The organism is Rhodococcus sp. W8901 (assembly GCF_013348805.1).
Taxonomy (GTDB): domain Bacteria; phylum Actinomycetota; class Actinomycetes; order Mycobacteriales; family Mycobacteriaceae; genus Prescottella.
This window is the reverse complement of sequence record NZ_CP054690.1, coordinates 4,910,256-4,929,120: the sequence shown is the minus strand read 5'-3', so window position 1 is coordinate 4,929,120 and position 18,865 is coordinate 4,910,256. Positions and strand designations below refer to the sequence as shown.

Here is an 18,865-nt window from a genome sequence, read left to right as displayed (position 1 = left end):
GTGGAGCTGTCGGGATACCTGCCGGATAAGAGGGGGTGCGCGCTTGCGTTCGTTTCCGCTTGCGCCATCACAGAGAGCGCTTCTGTTCGCTCAACAGCTGACGCCCGACACTGCCCTGACAGTCGCGCAGTATCTGGATCTGCGTGGGCCGCTCGATCGCCCGGCCTTCCTGGCCGCATGCGACCGTGCCGCCCGCGACATCGAATCCGGCACGGTTGTTCTCGTCGACGTAGACGGTGAACCGCACCAGCGGCCTGTCCTGGACATCGATGACGCGCCGAGGTTTCTGGATCTCGGTGGTGCGGACGATCCTCACACTGCGGCAATCGAGTGGATGACCGACCGAACGTCCCGACCGATCGACCCGTTCTCGGATCGGCTTGCGGAGATGACGCTCATCCGGCTGGGAAACGACCGGCATTATCTGCACTGTTTCGCACACCACCTCGTGATGGACGGCTCGGCCGCGCAAGTCCTGACCAAGCGCATCTCCGAGCTCTACACCGCGATGGTCAGCGGTGTGGAGCCGCCGCAATGTGCCTGCGCGCCGGTCGAAGAGCTGTACAGGAGTGTCGAGGCCTACTCCGGGAGCCGGCGCGAGGAACTCGACCGCGAGTACTGGCGTGAGCGACTGGCGGCGCTGCCGCAGGTCGTGTCACTGGCCGACCGGGTGGGGACGTTGTCAACACCTGCGCTGCGCACAGCCGGTGTTCTTCCGGAACGCTTTCTCGAGGCGCTGGACCACGCGGATTCCGCACCCGTGCCGGAAGTCCCCACGCTCGTTGCGTCGTTTGCCGCGTACGTGTCGCGGGTGACGGGCGTCGATGACATCGCTCTCAGCCTGCCGGTCTCTGCCCGTACCACCGCTTTGCTGCGCCGGTCAGCAGGATCGGTCTCGAACGTCGTGCCGCTGCGGGTGTTCGTCGATCCTGAGGGCACCGTCGAGGACCTGATCCGACGAGTCCAGTTGGAGATCACCGGTGCTTTGCGGCATCAGCGCTTCCGCTACGACGCGATGCTGGATGAGATGCCGGACTCCGCGGTCCACGGGGCCGGGTTGGGCGGGGTGTTCGGACCGGTCGTGAACATCATGCAGTTCCCTCGGCACTCGGTGTTCGGCGAGGCCGAAGGTGAACTGCATATTCTCTCGACCGGGCCTGTCGACGACCTGTCGCTGACCGTGTATCCAGGGTCGGGCGATCGCGCGACCCGAGTGGATCTCGAGGCCAATCCAGCGCGCTACTCGCAGGATTCACTGGAGCGACACCATTCCCGGTTCCTCGATTTCGCGGGGGAGTTCGTCTCCTCTGGGCACCGACGGGTGGGTGACCTTCCCCTCGGGCGACCTGGAGAGTCGGCGCCCGTCGACCCTGTCCGCGGCGCCGACATCGGTGCTGAGATCACCTTGCTCCCCGAGGCGCTCACCCGTCACGCCGCGAGCGCGGAAGCCGCCCTCGTCAGCGGTGACACCACACTCACGTATCGGGACCTCGACGCCCGCTCGTCGGCGCTCGCTCGGCGGTTGATCTCGCTGGGCTGCGGTCCGGAAGGTGCCGTCGCGGTTGCACTTCCCCGATCCCCCGCCTCGGTACTCGCGCTGTGGGCAGTGGCGAAGACCGGTGCTGCGTACGTACCGGTCGACCCGGATCTTCCGTCGCTGCGCCTGACGCAACACCTCGATGGCATCGAGGTTGTCTTCGCCGAGCAGGATGTCGCGTTGCCGCCCGAGGTGATCCGCGTCGATATCGCGGCCGACGACTGGTCGACCGAACCGGTCACGGACGCGGATCGCGTCCGGCCTCTGCGGCCGGACAATCCGGCGTGGATCGTTCATACCTCCGGCTCGACCGGACGTCCGAAGCCCGTGGTGGTCTCCCACCGCGGGATCGCCGGACTGCTCTCGACGCTCCGTTCGCGATACGCCGTCACGGAGGACTCTCGTGTCCTGCACATCGCGTCTCCCACGTTCGATGCGTCCATCCAGGAGATCCTGACGGCTGCGGACGCCGGTGCTGTCCTGGTCGTGGCCGATCCGGATACCGTTGCGGGTGAGGCTCTCACGCGTCTGATGGGGGACCGCGCCGTCACCCATCTGGTTTCGGCACCGGCCGTGCTGGCGGCCACGTCCAGCGTGGGGCTGCCGCACCTGCGAATGTTGGACGCCGGCGGTGAGGCGCTCCCGATTCCCGTCGCACGTCGGTGGGCAGAGGGCCGCACGATGATCAATGCGTACGGCCCCACCGAGACGACGATCCTCGCGTCGGTCAGCGGAGAACTCGATCCCGAGATCCTCACGCGGTTGCCGTCCGTGCCGATCGGGCGTCCTGTCGACGGAACGTCGCTGGTGGTGCTCGACCGGCGACTCCGGGTGGTGCCGCCGGGCGTCGTCGGCGAGCTCTATGTGATCGGTCCTGCCCTGGCACGGGGGTACGGTGCCCGTCCGGGGCTCACCGCCGAGCGCTTCGTCGCCTCGGTCTTCGGGGGCGACCGGATGTATCGAACCGGCGACCTGGTGCGTTGGGGTGTCGACGGTCAACTCGAATTCGTCGGCCGAGCCGACAACCAGATCCAGATCCGCGGCATCCGCGTCGAGCCGGGTGACGTGGATGCCGCGCTCGTGACACACCCCGACGTCGACGGCGTCGCGACGGTACAACGTGACGGTCGGCTGCACTCCTACGTATCGGGCCGCTCCCCGACGGCGAGGGACCTGCACAAGTGGCTGACGGCTCGACTCCCGCGCCACATGGTTCCCGACAGGATCCTCGTCGTCGAGTTCCTGCCGCTCACGCCGGGCGGCAAGATCGACCGCGCGGCATTGGCCGCGATGACGCCGCCCGCAGAGGACGGCGACACGCGCGCGGTACACGGCCCGCTCGAGGCGTTGATCGCCGATGCGATGGGGGAGGTGCTCGGCGCCGAGGTTCGGGATGCATCCGCCGACTTCTTTGTGCTCGGCGGCAATTCGCTCGATGCCACCCAGCTCGCCGGCCGCCTCGCATCCGCGACCGGTCGACGGATCACCGTCAAGGACGTCTTCGAGCAGCGCACGGTGGCCGGGCTGGCGGGGTCGGTGGTCGGCGTCGACGAGCGGACCGCGCTGGTCGGGGGTGCGACGGAGTCGAACTCGCTCGCGCCCGCTCAGCGGCGGCTGTGGCTACATGCGCAGACTCGACGCGACAGTACCGCCTATCACGTGCCGTTCGCGGTGGAGATGCGCGGACCGCTGTCAGGTGATGCCCTCACCTCGGCTCTACGGGACGTGATGGTTCGGCACGCCCCGCTGCGTACGGTGATCCACGACGGTGACCTCGGGCCGGAGCGGCACGTGTTGCCTGTCGAGGGGGCGTTCACGGTTCCGACCGTCGTCGACGTCACGTCAAGAGCCGAGTCCGATAGCGATGCAGCAGAATTCGTCAGCCGACCGTTCTCGCTCGCGTCGGACGTGCCGGTCCGATTCAGGCTCCAGCGATTCGACGCCGATCATCACGTACTCGTCGTCGTGGCTCACCACATCGCCCTCGACGGTCTGTCCTTCGGGCCCCTGGTGAACGACCTGGTGAGCGCTTACCGTGCACGGGCGGCGGGCGAGGAGCCGGCATGGGCGCCTCTGCCGGTCACATACACGGACTATGCGCAGTGGCATCAGACTGTGCTCGACTCCGGCGTCCGGGACGACGACCTCGACCACTGGACGTCGGCGCTGGCCGGTGCCGCGGACGTTCCGGGCCTTCCCCTCGACCGGACCCGGGGCCCGCTGGCCGGCCCTGCCGGACGCATCACCACTACGCTCGGCGCCGAGGTGCGAAACGCTCTCCACCGCACAGCCCGACAGCACGACACGACCGTCTTCATGCTCGTGCACGCCGCCCTTGCCGTGGTCCTGTCGGCTCTGACCGGATCCCGCGACACCGTGGTCGGAACCGTGGACGCGGGACGTGGAGATCCCGCCCTGGACGCGCTGGTCGGCATGTTCGTCGGCACGATCGCGTTGCGTGCCCAGGTCACTCCCGAGGAGACCTTCGACCGATTGCTCGACGCGGTCCGCGCCGACGACATCGAGGCATTCGTGCACAGCGCGACTCCGTTCGACAGCGTGCAGGAGCGTCTGGGCGCGGGCGTTGCGTTTCAGGCGGTGCTCACCTACGAGCACTTCGACGATCCGGTGATGCGGGTGTCGGATCTGAACTTCGTCGGACGCGAACTGACAGGGACCGACGCGCGATTCGACCTTGAAGTCGCCATCCGGGAGCGGCCGGGCACCGAGGTGGAACTGTGCCTCACCTACGACGAGAGCATCCTGGACGGCGGAACCGTCCGCGGGTGGGCGGCGCTGTTGCGTGAAGTGCTCGAGTCTGCGGTGGCGGACCCGACGGCGCGGATTGCCGACCTGCTTCCCGCGGGGCCCGTCGACCGGGGGCCGTCGAACTACGCCGTTGCCACGTTGCGCGAGGTGCTCGGAGGTCCGACCCGGATCTGTGACGAGGAGGGCAACCTCGTCGACATCGGTCCGGCGGCGGAGGCACTGGCACGCCGTCTCGCGCGGCTCGGTGTCGGTCCCGAGGACTTCGTCGGCGTCCTCCTGCCACGCTCGATCGACGCGATGACCGCCGTGTTGGCCGTCGCTCGGACCGGTGCGGCGTTCGTACCTGTCGACCCGGCCCAGCCGCGGCGACGCATCGAGGCAATCCTCGCGGACGCGGGTACACGATTCGTTGTTGCCGATCGGAGTGCGGTTCTGCCGCAATGGGTCACGCGGATCGATCCCCAGGCGGACAACTCGGTCGCACCGTCGAACAGCGAGTACCGGTTCGTTCCCCCGCATCCGGACAATCCGGCGTACGCGATCTACACCTCGGGGACGACGGGTGCGCCCAAGGGTGTCGTCGTGACGCACCGCGGCCTGGCGCCGCTCGCGTCGGCGCTGCGCCGGGAGTTCGCCGTGACCGAGAACTCCCGGGTGTTGATCGGTGCATCGCCGTCGTTCGACGCATCCGTCCTCGAGTATCTGCTGGGGTTCGGGACCCGGGCGACCGTCGTGCTCCTGCCGCCGGGAGCATTCGGCGGCCCCGCACTGGCGGAAGTTCTCGAGTCGCAACGCATCACGCACTGGTTCACCACTCCCTCCGTCGCGTCGGGTATCCCGCCCGAAGGACTCGACCAACTACGTGTGGTCGGGCTCGGCGGAGAGGCGTGCGCCGCGGACGTCGCCGTCCGGTGGGGCGCGGGTCGGACCCTTCTGAATCTCTACGGTCCCACCGAGGTGACCGTGGTCGCGACCATCGGTCGACTCGACGACAACGGCGGTTCCACCCCGATCGGCGCGCCGATCGATGGAATGACGGCAGCGGTGTTGGATCGTGGGTTGCGAGCGGTTGCTGTCGGTGTGGTCGGTGAGCTGTACCTGTCCGGTCCGGGACTCGCTCGCGGATACCTGGGGCAGCCCGCTCGGACCGCGGAACGTTTCGTGGCCTCGGTGTTCGGCCCCGGCCGGATGTACCGCACCGGCGATCTGGTCCGGCGGCGTCCGGACGGGCAACTCGAGTTCGTGGGACGTCTCGATGATCAGGTCCAGATCCGTGGTATCCGTGTCGAATTGGGTGAGATCGAGACCGCGATTGCCGGGCATTCCGACGTGGAAGCCGCTGTCGTTGCCCTGCATGAGGGAATCGTCGTCGCCTACGTGCACGGCTCCGGCCTCATCGACACCGAACAGGTGCGCCGATACGCCGCCGACCGACTGCCGCGGCACATGGTGCCGGGCATCGTCCAAGTCCTCGACGCAGTGCCGCTCACGACGGCCGGAAAGATCGACCGGTCCGCGTTGCCGAGTCCCGCCCGTCCGTCGACGTCCGACACGGGCCTCCGCGGGCCGGCGGAGGAGATGGTCGGCCGTGTTGTGCAGGAGGTTCTCTCGGCCGAAGCAGTGGGCCGGGACACGGACTTCTTTGCACTTGGGGGCGACTCCCTGTCGGCCACTCGACTGGTCGCACGCCTCGGCAGCGTACTCGGCAAGCAGGTAGATGTCCGCGATGTTTTCGAGAATCCCACTGTCGCAGAACTTGCGGCCACTCTGTGGGGCCGGGACGATCTGCCGGAGTTCCCGACGGCGCCGGCGTCGTCGGGACCCGCGCCGCTGGCCCCCGCGCAGCAGAGGATGTGGCTGCTGAACCGCGTCGACCGGTCCGGTAGTGACAACATCGCATTCGCATTGGACTTCGAGGGCGACCTCGACACGGTCGCTCTGCGCCGGGCCATCGGCGATGTGCTGGAGCGGCACCCGGCTCTACGGACCGTGATCTCCGACAACGGCGACGGCCCGGTACAGATCGTGGAGGCCCCGGCGCCCGTCCCGGCGGTCGTCGACACTCCGGGCGGGTGTGAATCGGAACTGGACGCGCTCGCCTCGTCGGAGTTCGACCTCGCGATGGAACATCCAGTGCGCCTGCAGTTGTACCGACTCGACGGGAACCATCACACGCTCGCCGTGGTGGCCCACCACATCGCGGTGGACGGGTTGTCGGCGGTGCTGCTCTCCCGTGATCTGGCCCATTCCTACACCGCGCGCCGCGCAGGCCAGGCGCCCCACTGGCCGTCCCTCGAGATCCAGTTCGCCGACTATGCCCGCTGGCACCGGACCGTGCTCGGTGACCCCGCCGCCCCGGAGAGTCGCGCGCATCGGGTTCTCTCCTACTGGCGATCTGTTCTGGACGCGGATGCACCGCCCCTCGCGTTGCCCAGCGACCGGCCGCGTGGCGGGCCGATCGAGACTGCAACTTCCGGCACCGTGCGGTTCGAGGTGCCGGCGAACCTGCAGGCGGCGTTGGAAAAGATCGCACGCGAATACGACTCGACCCTGTTCATGGTGCTGCACGCGGCGCTGGCCGTGCTGCTCGGCAAGTTGGCCGGTACAGACGACATCAGTGTCGGAGCGCCGGTCTCCGGGCGTACCGATCCTCGCCTGGACGAGGTGGTGGGAATGCTCGTCGGAACCGTCACCCTGCGAACCCGTGTCGATCCGCACCGGTCCTTCGCCGATCTGCTCGCCCGTACCCGCCGCGTCGACATCGATGCCTTTGCCCATGCGGACCTGCCGTTCGACGAAGTCGTCGCTCACCTGACGCGGCGTCCCCCGACCGCCCATCATCCGCTCTTCCAGGTGATGCTCGCGTACGAGAACTTCGTGCCGGACGAGGTCGAGCTGCCCGGTCTGCAGGTGACGACCCGTGAACTGTCCAGTGAGCGAACCCGGTTCGATCTCGAGGTCCGGCTGCGGGCGCGGGACGCGGACATGGGGGAGGCGGCGGGACTCGACGGTAGCCTCACGTACCCGCGTGCACTGTTCGACCACGAGTCCGTAGCAAGGTGGGCGCCGTGGCTGCTTCGGATCTTGGAAGCGGTCTCGGACGATCCGACGATCGTCGTCGGTTCGATCGACCTGAGCGCACGTCCGATGGACGCGCGTCGCCCCCTGCTCGGCGCGGACGCTGACCATTCGCATCCCGGGATCACCACCGCGGCAGGCTCGTTGGGGGAGCTCTTCGCACAGCGGGCTGCCGAGTCGCCAGATGCGATCGCGATCGTATGCGGTGACGATCGCGTGACCTACGCCGACCTCGACTCGCGTTCGAGGGCCTTCGCCCGCCGCCTCGTGCGCGAGGGAATCGGGGCGGAGGACGTCGTCGCGATTGCGCTGCCCCGCTCACCCGACCTGATCGTCGCGATGCTGGCCGCGGTCCGCGTGGGCGCGGCCTACCTCCCACTCGACGTCACCCAGCCGCCCGAGCGCCTGAACGCGCTGATCCGCCAGGCGCAGGCTGCGCTTGTGGTGTGCCACGACGGGTTCGCCGCCCCGGAGCGCTCGATCACCCTCGACATGGACTTCGCAGCAAGCGAACTGGATCGATGCGGAAGTATCGATGTGGCATGCGACCCCGACCGCACCGCCTACGTGATCTACACGAGCGGGTCGACCGGAACACCGAAGGGTGTCGCGGTGACCCACGCGAACGTGCTCGCGCTCCTGACCAACACATACGCGGGGTTGGGCTTCGGTCCTTCCGACGTGTGGACGATGTTCCACTCGCCGTCCTTCGACTTCTCTGCGTGGGAGATCTGGGGGCCGTTGACCACCGGGGGACGCGTCGTCGTGGTCGATCACTTCGTGGCCCGCAGCCCCGAGGAGTTCCGGAAGCTGCTCGTCGCTGAGCGGGTGACCGTGCTGAACCAGACGCCGACCGCGTTCGGCCAGTTGGCCGAGGTGAGCGGAGACCCGGCGGACCTGTCGCTGCGTCTGCTGATCTTCGGCGGTGAGCCGCTGGACGGGGACCGCGTTCGTGGCTGGCTCGAGCGACATCGGAACCTTCGAGCGGTCAACATGTTCGGCATCACCGAGACCACCGTGCACGCCACGTGGACGGAGGTCCGATCGGCGCCGGCAGGTCGAAGTGTGATCGGTGTTCCACTGCCCGGTACCGGCGTGCAACTGCTCGACCGGCTCCTCCGGCCGGTGCCGCGCGGCGCGATCGGCGAGATGTACGTCTCCGGACCGCAGGTCGCTCGCGGCTACCGGGGACGGGCGGGTCTGAGTGCCGTCCGGTTCGTGGCGGATGTCGACGGCAAACTCCGGTATCGGACGGGTGACCTGGCTCGGCTACGCAACGACGGGATGCTCGAGTACCGGGGCCGGGCGGACGGTCAGCTCCAGATTCGCGGTCACCGCATCGAGCCAGGCGAGATCCGGGCGGCACTGTCCAGGCTCCCGGAGATCGTCGATTCCGCGATCGACGTGCGGGACGGTCGGCTGGTCGCGTACGTGGTGGGTGCGGTGCCCCGAGTCGGGCGGCAGGACCCGGATATCGACTCACGCGCGGTGATCCGTGCATTGCGAACGATCCTGCCGGACTACATGGTTCCCGCGGTGGTGGTAGCGGTCCACCACCTGCCGTCGAGTGCCAACGGCAAGGTCGATCTCGCGGCGCTGCCGACACCGTCGGTACCCGCCCCTGCTGCGGAGACAGCTACCGGGCCACGGGGTCCGTTCGAGGAAATCGTTGCGGGTGTCTACCGCGAACTGCTCGGCGCCGACCGAGTGGGACGTGGCGACGACTTCTTCGAGTTCGGTGGTAACTCGTTGCTGGCAACCAGGCTCGCCGGTCGACTCGCTGCGATCACCGGGGCCGACGTCGGAGTGCGGGACGTGTTCGAGGCGACCACGGTGGCCGAACTCGCCCTGGTCGTCGAGGAACGGGTGGGTGGGGGTGCACGGTGCGAAGGTCCTCGGCCGTCCACGCCGGCAGCGACGACCGGTCCGCTGTCGCCCGCGCAAAGGCGACTCTGGTTCCAGCAGAACTTTGCTCCGGACTCCGCGATGTACAACCTTCCGTTCCTGCTGCACTTCGACGGTGAACTGGTCGAGGACGCGCTGGCGTGCGCGCTCCACGATGTGATCGAACGGCATCGGATCCTGCGCACGGTGTATCCGACCGTCGCGAGCGGACCGGTCCAGCAGGTGCTCGACGTCCCCGACCTCGACCTCGGTCCCGTCGCGATTGCGCCGGACATGTTGTCGGACACGGCTCGAGCCTTCGCGACCGCGCCGTTCGACGTGGCAACCGAGCCGCCGATTCGCGCGCGTCTCTACCGGACCGGTCCCATCCGCCACACGCTGGCTGTCGTCGTTCACCACATCGCCGCCGACGAATGGTCGCTCACACCCCTGCTTCGAGACCTCGCGCAGGCGTATCGGTCCCGGGCAGCCGGGCACGTACCGCAGTTGCCGGTCCCGGCCATCGAGTACATCGACTACGCCCGTTGGCAGACCTCGGCCGGCGAGGACGGACTGGAGTACTGGTCGGCGGCACTGGACGGTGTCCCGGAGGAGTGCACCCTCCCGAACGATCGTCCGCGATCCGGCACGAGCTCGACGCGTTCGGCCACCGTCGGGGTGCGGCTGGGGACCGAACTGGCGACCCGGGTTGTGGCCACGGCTCGCCGACATCGCGCGACGAGTTTCATGGTCCTGCACGCGGTTCTGGCCGCGGTGCTGGCACGGCACAACGGCTCCGCGGACGTCGTGATCGGTACGGCGGTGGCGGGCCGGGGAGATCCGAGATTCGACGACGTGGTCGGAATGTTCGCCTCGACGGTGGTCCTGCGGACCGATGTCGACGGGGACGGTTCGTTCGCGAGCTTGCTCGAACACGTCCGGCGCCGCGACGTCGAGGCGTTCGCCCACGCCGACACCCCGTTCGAGACGATCGTCGAACGGCTCGCCCCGCTCCGGGATTCCGCTCGCCATCCGCTGTTTCAGGTGGCGCTGTCGATGCGCCGTCCCGAGACGGTGCGGATCGACCTCTCGGGGCTGGTGGTCACGGCCGAGCCCGCGGCGCAGGACACCGTCCAGTTCGATCTCCAGTTGACGGTCACCGAGACCCCGGGTGCCCTCGAACTCGAATTCGCCTATCGGAGTGATCTCTACGATCACGACACCGTCACCGCGTTCGCCGAGCGGTTCGAGATGTTCCTCGACGCCGTGACGGACGATCCCGCGAAGGTGGTCGGAGACGTCGACCTGCTGACCGATGTCGAGCGGGCATCACTGGTGCCGGCCTCGGGGGAAGCCGGCACGCCGGTCGGTCTGTGGGCACTGCTGTCCGACGGGGCCCGCCGTGGCGGCAGCAGGGCAGCGGTCGTGGCGCCAGGCATCGAAGTCTCCTATCGCGATCTCGTCGATCGCGCGGAGGGCCTGGCGGCAGCCCTGGGCGCCCGGGGCGCGGGGCCGGGGGTACCCGTCGCATGTGCGCTGCCGCGGTCGTTCGAGTCGGTGCTCGCGGTGTGGGCGATCTCCCGGACCGGAGCCGCCCCGGTGATGGTCGATCCCACTCACCCGATCCACCGGATCGCCGCGATGCTCGAGCAGTCCCGGGCGCGCCTCGGTGTCACTGCGGCCGATCTCGTGGCGGAGCTACCCGGAGACACGCAGTGGATCGACGTCGCGGCCGTCGGCGACACCGACGTTCCACTGCCCGAGGTGCTTCCGGATCAGCCGGCGTACGTCGTGTTCACCTCGGGCTCGACCGGGCGACCGAAGGGAGTAGTGCTCACGTCCCGAGGCCTCGGCGCGCTGGCAGCCGACCTGCGCGACGTGTTCGCGGCAAGTCCGCGGTCGCGTGTGCTCCACGTGGCGTCTCCGGGATTCGATGCGGCCCTGCTGGAGATGTTGGTTGCGGGCGCCGCAGGGGCGCCGTTGGTGGTGGCGCCGGTCGAGGCCTACGGCGGTTCCGGGCTGGCCGATCTGCTCCGACGCGAGCGGATCACCCACGCCTGCATGACACCGTCGGTCCTCGCAACGGTGGGTCCACGGGACCTGCCGGACCTCGAGGCACTGATGCTCGGCGGCGAGCGAGTCATGCCGGATCTCGTGCGGCATTGGGGGCCCGAATGCCGCCTCTACAACGGCTACGGCCCCGCCGAATCGACGGTGTTCGCGACCTTCGCCGGCCCACTCGGTCCCGGGGATCCGGCGGTGATCGGCAGCCCCGCCCGAGGGATCGACGCGGTAGTTCTCGACGTGCGACTGCGGCCGGTGCCGCCGGGGGTGACCGGCGAACTGTATCTGGCCGGTGATCGCGTCGCACACGGATACGCGGGCGCACCTGTGACAACGTCGGCGAGATTCGTTGCGGGAGAGAACGGTCGACGCTGGTACCGGACCGGTGACCTCGTTCGGTGGGTGAGCGGCGCGCGCGGACCGGTCCTGGAGTTCTGCGGACGTAACGACCATCAGGTGAAGATCCGTGGGATCCGGATCGAACCGGCGGAGATCGACGCCGTCCTCACCCGGAGCGGGGCGGTGTCGACCGCCGCGACGGTCGCACGGGTTGGGACGACGGGATCGCCGGTCCTGGTCTCGTACGTCGTTCCCGCCGATGCCGACGTCACCGAGCTGCGCCGCAACCTGGCCGCGGCGCTGCCGTCGTACATGGTGCCCGCGTCGGTTGTCGGCGTCGCCGAGATCCCTCTCACCGCGAACGGGAAGATCGACGTCGAACGGTTGCCGGAACCTGTGCTCGACTCGGCCACCGGACCGGTAACCACGACGGAGGAACTCGTCGCCGACGCCTTCTCGGCCGCGCTCGGCGCCCGAGTCGGTCGGACCGACGACTTCTTCTCCGTCGGCGGCGACTCGCTGCTGGCCACCAGCGTGGTCGCACAATTGCGTGCTTCCACCCATACGGATGTCCCGCTGCGGTTGCTCTTCGCTGCCCCGACCGTCGCCGAACTCGCCGCGGAATTGGACCGGAGCCGGTTCGCCGAGATCGACCCCGGCCCGGTCGCCGTCTCGCGGCCGGATCGGATTCCCCTGAGCCGTAGCCAGAGCCGCATGTGGGCACTGCGCGGAATCAGCAGGGAGGAGGCGTACCGGGTGCCGGCTCGTGTGGTGTTCCGGGGGCCGCTCGACGTGGATGCATTGGACGCCGCGCTCGCCGACGTCCTGGTGCGGCACGAGTCCCTGCGGACGTCGTTCGCCGTCGACGCTGACGGGCCGCACGCGATCGTCGCGCCGGCGGAGGACGTCGCTCGGCCGTTGAGGAGTGCCGCGTCCGATCAGCCACCGGGAGCGCTGGACGTGCGCCTGCGTGAGGACGGCGCCGACCGGCACGTCCTGGAGGTGACGATCGACCACCTGGCCGCCGACGGCACATCGGTCGCGGTGCTGCTCGCCGACCTGAGAGAGGCGTACCGGGCCCGCCACGCAGGTGCCCCTCCCCGCTGGGATCCGCTGCCGCTGCAGTACGCCGACTACGCGGTCTGGGAGCGTGCGCGGGTCACGGACGGCGCGGATCTCGGGTTCTGGCAGCGGGAACTCGATGGCTTCGATCCGGTCGTGCTGCCGATCGAGGCGGGGAGCGCCGCACCGGGAACTGGTGCGACCGTGGAGTTCGCGCTCGACGAGGACACGGCGCGGGCGATCACGGAGCTCGCGACGGCCCATCACGCTACCGAGTTCATGGTGGTCCACGCCGCGCTCGCTGCGCTCCTGTCACGGCTCTGCGGTGGCGCCGACGTGGGAGTCGTCGCGGTGGTGGCAGGCCGCAGATACCCGCAACTCGACTCCCTCGTCGGACTGTTCGTCGACACCGTCGTGCTGCGCACCCGGGTGGAGTCGGACATGCCGTTCGGCGCGCTGCTCGCACAGGCTCGAGACACCGATGTCGCGGCATTCGACCGGGCCGCGGTCCCGATCGAGGAAGTTCTCACCGCCGCCGGGGCCCGGATGCCGCAGGTAGCGCTCGCCTTCCAGGACTTCACCCCGCCGATCGTGCGGATCGGCGACCTCGAAATCGAATCCCACGAACTCACCGAGGACGCGGCGAAGTTCGATCTCCAGTTCACGCTGTCACGAAGCGGGGCAGCAGGATTCCACGGCACCCTGGTCTACGACGCCTCGAAGTTCGGCGCCGAGACAGCACGAAGCCTCGTGGACCAGTTGGTCCGTGCTCTCACCGGCGCAGCAACGCGGCCCGACGTCACTGTGCAGGACTTGCCGATCGCGGTCACCGATGTCGTCCACGGCTGCGCGGCGGATGCACCGCGGACCCTGGCCGGGTTGCTGCGCAGTACCGCGGCCGCGCATCCGGACTGTGTAGCAGTCGTCGACGGTTCCGCCGCCGTGACGTACCGAGAGCTCGACGAGCAGTCCAACGAGTTGGCCCGACGCTTGATCGAGGATCACGGTGTAGGACCCGAGGATGTGGTGGCCCTCGATCCCGAACGGTCGTTGGGCAGGCTCCGCATGCTGTGGGCAGTCACCAAGACCGGGGCGGCGTTCGGGCCGACGGATGCGTGCGTCGCCGCGCCGGTCCCCGCACCCAGACAGTCGCAGTCGGTCGATTCGCCCGCATACGTCATCTCGACCTCGGGCTCGACCGGTGAACCCAAGCTCGTTGCCGTGACGCATCGCGGCCTGGCGGCCCTGGCATCGGCGGCGCGAGGACGGTACCGCGTGGGTCCGGGCGATCGGGTACTGCACGGATACAACCCGGCGTTCGATGCGGCCGTGCTCGAGATTCTGCTCGCGCACACTTCGGGCGCGACACTGGTCGTCGCGCCGCCGGACGTGTACGCCGGCCCCGCGCTGCACGGGCTGCTGCGGCAACATCGCGTAACCCACTTCCTCTCCACCCCATCGGTACTCGCGACGATTCGATCCGACGATCTGGACGACCTGCGGGTGGTGGCCAGCGGCGGTGAGAGTCTCCCCGCGGAGATCGCTGATCGGTGGCGGGCGGGCCGCACGATGCTCGACGCCTACGGGCCCACCGAATGCACTGTCGTCGCCACCCTCGGTGAGGTCGACGGTCGCACCGGTATCGGCACACCGATACCGGGAACCTCGGTCGCGGTCCTGGATACGCGGCTACGCCCCGTCGCGGTCGGTGGCGTCGGCGAGCTGTACCTCGCCGGCGGCGGTCTCGCCCGTGGCTACCTCGGCGCGCAGGCGCTGACCGCAGCGAGCTTCGTTGCATCGGTGTTCGGCCCGGGCCGTATGTACCGCACCGGAGACCGCGTCCAGGTGCTCGCCGATGGGCGGATGGTGTTCCTCGGGCGTGTCGATCGGCAGGTCAAGGTCCGCGGGGTCCGGGTAGAGCCGGAGCAGGTAGAGGCGGCGCTCATGCGCTGCAGCGGTGTTCGTCATGCGGCCGTCGTCGTGCGCGGACCAGTCCTCGTCGCATTCGTCGCGGGGGCATGTATCGATGCCGCAGCCGTCCTCGCTCGCATCGCGGGTGAGTTGCCACCGGGGTTGGTGCCGTCTCGCCTGCACGTACTGGACAGCCTGCCGACCACACCGAACGGCAAGCTCGACCACGCGGCACTGTCGACGATGGCGGACAGTCTCGCGGCGACCACCTCAGATCGATCACTCACGTCGACCGAGGTGCTGGTCGCGGCCGTCGTGCGGGACGTCCTCGGCCACGACGTCGACATCGACACCGGCTTCTTCGCGCTCGGTGGCCACTCTCTCGGCGCAGTCGAGGTAGCCGCCCGTCTCGCCGACGCGCTGCACCGCGACGTGCCGCCTCGAGCTGTTCTCGAATCGGTGACGCTGGCGGCGCTCGCCGGTCTGCTCGATCTCTCCGAGCTCGATGTCCGACCTCCGCTGACAGCGGCCGGCCCCGAACCTGCGCCCATGGCGCCCGCACAACGACGCCTGTGGATGCTGCACCGCGCGGACCCGGCGAGCTATGTCATGCCGATCACGTTGCGGCTGAACGGCTCCCTCGTTGCGGACGCCCTCGGGGCGGCGCTGGCCGATGTCGTCGAACGCCACGAGCCGCTCCGGACCGTCTACCCCGACGAACACACTCAACGGGTGTTGAGCGCCGATCGGTTCGTGATCGACTACACGGTTGCATCCGTCGATCCTGACGACGTGGACCACCGGGTGCGCGAACTTGTCGAGCGTCCTCTCGATCTCGTGGAACAGGCTGCTCTGCGTGCGGGTCTGTTCCAGGTGGACGACACGGAGTGGGTCCTCGCGATCGCCGTGCACCATATCGCTCTGGACGGCGCGTCGGCCGTACCGCTTCTGCGTGACCTCGAGTGCGCGTACGTTGCACGTCTCGCCGGTACGGCGCCGCCGTGGACGCCGCTTCCGCTGCGCTACAGCGATTTCGCGCATTGGCAGACGAAGATGCTCGGCGATGTCCGCGATCCGGACACTGTCGGTGGTCGTCAACTCGCGTACTGGGCGCACACCCTCGCGGGAGCGCCTGACACGCCGCTGGATCTACCGACCGATCGCCCTCGACCCGACGTCCCTACGCACCGCGGCGGCGTCGTACACGCCGAAATCGGTCCGGATCTGCACGCGGCAGTGACCGATCTGGCGCGTACCCACGGGGTCAGCGCATTCATGGTCCTGCACGCCGCCCTCGCCGCGCTCCTTGCACGACTCGGCGGCCGCGACGACGTCACGGTCGGCACCGTCGTCGCCGGTCGGACCGACGCTCGACTCGCCCCTCTCGTCGGGATGTTCGTGGGTACGCTCGCCCTGCGGACCCGGGTCGATCCGACCGAACCGTTCGCGGATCTCGTCCGACGGGTGCGCGACGTGGACCTCGCGGCCTTGGCCCACGGAGACGTGCCCTTCGACGATGTCGTGGCCTGCATCGCGCCCACTCGTACTGCCGCACACCACCCGATCTTCCAAGTGCTGCTCGCACACTCGACGGCGACACCGGAATTGCCGAGCCTGCCCGACGTGGAGGTGGCAGACCTCGCGGCGGGTGCGCCGACGGCGCAGTTCGATCTCGCGTGGGATGTCGTGGAGTCACCGGATGGATCGGGCATCGACGTGCGCTTGGTGTTTGCCACCGACCTGTTCGACTCCAGAACCGCCGACATGTTGCTCACGTCCTGGGTGCGCCTGCTGGCTCATGCCACGGCCGACGCGGCCACCCCGGTGGGTGATCTCGAGCTCGCGCTCGACCCGTCCGTCGCGGACGGGAGCTCGGCCCCGGTCGCCCGCACCCTGCGCGAGATACTGGCGGGGTCGGTTCGCACATATCCCGACCGAATCGCGCTCCGGGCCGGTGACCGGCAGTGGACGTACGCCCAACTGGACGTCGCGGCGGCCCAGCGAGCCGACCTTCTGCAAGCCGAGGGCGTCCGCGCGGGTGACGTCGTCCCGATCCGAGCGGTACGCGGCCCGGACTGGGTGCTCGACGTGTGGGCGATCACCCGAATCGGAGCGGCCTGGGTGCCGGTCGATCCGAAGCTCCCGGACGACAGGCGCCGACGGGTGCTCGACAGCGCGCGCGGATCGACGGACGGGTCGCTGGCCTACCTGCTGTACACGTCGGGGACGACCGGGGAGCCCAAGGGTGTCGCGGTAACGCACGAGGGACTGTCGGCGCTCGTCGATCTACAGGCCGATCGACTGCTCGTCACCCACGAATCCGTTGTTCTGCAGGCGGCTTCGCCGATCTTCGACGCGTCGGTGTTCGAACTGCTCGCGGCGCACGCGCACGGGGCGACCTTGGTGTGTGCACCGGAGTTCGCCTACGCGGGCGCAGACTTGCAGGCGGTGGTCGAGGACGAGGCCGTCACCCACCTGAACCTGACGCCTACCGTCCTCGCGACGCTGGAACCGGCCGGATTCACTCGGAGCCTGACCGTGGTATCGGCAGGCGAGAGGTTGCCGGTCCCGTTGGCGCACGGTTGGTCCCGGCACCATCTTTGCAACGGTTACGGGCCCACCGAGTGCACAGTCGGCGTCACGTGCAGCGACGTGTTGGGGACCGGAGCAGTGAACATCGGGGCGCCCCTGGCCGGCGCGCGTCTGCGAGTTCTGGACGGGCGACTGCATCCGGTTCCGGTGGGTGTCGTCGGTGAACTCTACGTCGGTGGCACGGGGCTCGCGCAGGGATACCACCGGCTGCCCGGTACGTCGGCCGGCCGATTCGTCGCCGACCCGTTCGGTGCACCGGGGGCGCGGATCTACCGGACCGGGGACCTGGTGCGCCTGCGCAGTGACGGCACCCTCGAGTACATCGGCCGCGGTGACGACCAGGTCCAGATCAACGGCGTGCGTGTGGAACCCGCCGAGATCGACACTGCACTACTGGCGCACCCGGCGGTGGTTGCGGCAGTCACTCTGCCGAGGTGTCGACCGACGGGCGAGACGGTGCTGGTGTCGTACGTGTCGACCCGGCGTGGAGGCACCCTCGAACCGCGATTCCTGCGTGCGCACCTCGAGCGCGTGCTGCCCCGCCATCTGCTTCCCGCAGCGGTAACCGTGATTGCCGAAATGCCGGTGTCGGCAGGTGGAAAGATCGACCGGAGCGCGCTGCCGGAACCGGTTTTCGACGACGGATACGTGAGCGGTGCCGAGCCGGAGGGGATCATCGAGCGGCGCGTGGCCGCCGAGATGGCGGACGTGATCGGGTTGTCCGGTGCTCCCCGAGATCGCAGCTTCTTCGAACTCGGCGGAACATCCATGGGCGCCGTCCGCTTGGTGACGCGGCTACGGGAACGGTACGGCTACGACGTTGCGCTCGCCGCACTCTTTGCCGATCCAACGGTCGCCGGCACGGCCCGGCAGATCGAATCCGGAAGCGAGGATCCGGATCCGTTGGCGACGCTCGTGCGCCTGAACCGGCCCGAGAACCCCGATGCGGCACCGCTCTTCTGCGTTCACCCCGTCAGCGGGCTCGCCTGGTGCTACGCGGGACTGGCCGAGGAGTTGCGCGACAGGCCGCTGTACGGATTGCAGGCAACCAACGAAAGCGTCGACAGCCTGGAGGGACTGGCGCGCCGGTACATCGAGCAGGTGCGAGCGGTGCAGCCGCAGGGGCCGTACCACTTGCTCGGCTGGTCTTTGGGCGGCAACATCGCGCATGAGATGGCGGTGCAGTTGCGCGCGGCGGGAGAAGAGGTGGCGGCACTGGTACTGCTCGATTCGCTCCCGCCGGAGTCCGTTCCGTCGAACGCCGCCGTGGATGCGGTTGGCGCGATCGATGACGTCCCGGGACTCGACCCCGGTGTTGTTCAGCACGTGGTTCGGACCGGCGCAGCGTTGGAAGCCGCCGCCCGTGGGCACCGTTCGGGAGCCTTCGACGGCGACGTCGTGTTGTTCGTCGCGGCACACGAATCGGAGGAACGGGGAAATCTGCGTGGTCTGTGGAGTCCCTACGTTCGGGGCGACGTGACGGAGCATAGCGTGCCGTGTGCGCACGCGGAGATGACCTCGACGGATTCGCTCCGGCGCGTCGCGCACCTTCTCGCCGAGCTGGACGGAGGTGCGCCGTGATACGAACTCGCGCATAGGGTATCCGCAAGTGTTGTACCGAAAACAGGA

The 18,865-nt window shown here is 68.8% G+C and carries 1 protein-coding gene; it reads left to right on the top strand.

The window, feature by feature from the left end; translation table 11 throughout:
• The first annotated feature begins 43 nt into the window (after positions 1-43).
• Positions 44-18,817, top strand: coding sequence for a non-ribosomal peptide synthetase (locus HUN07_RS23020; RefSeq protein ID WP_174913119.1), 18,774 nt, complete (start codon positions 44-46; stop codon positions 18,815-18,817).
• The last annotated feature ends 48 nt before the right edge of the window (positions 18,818-18,865 follow it).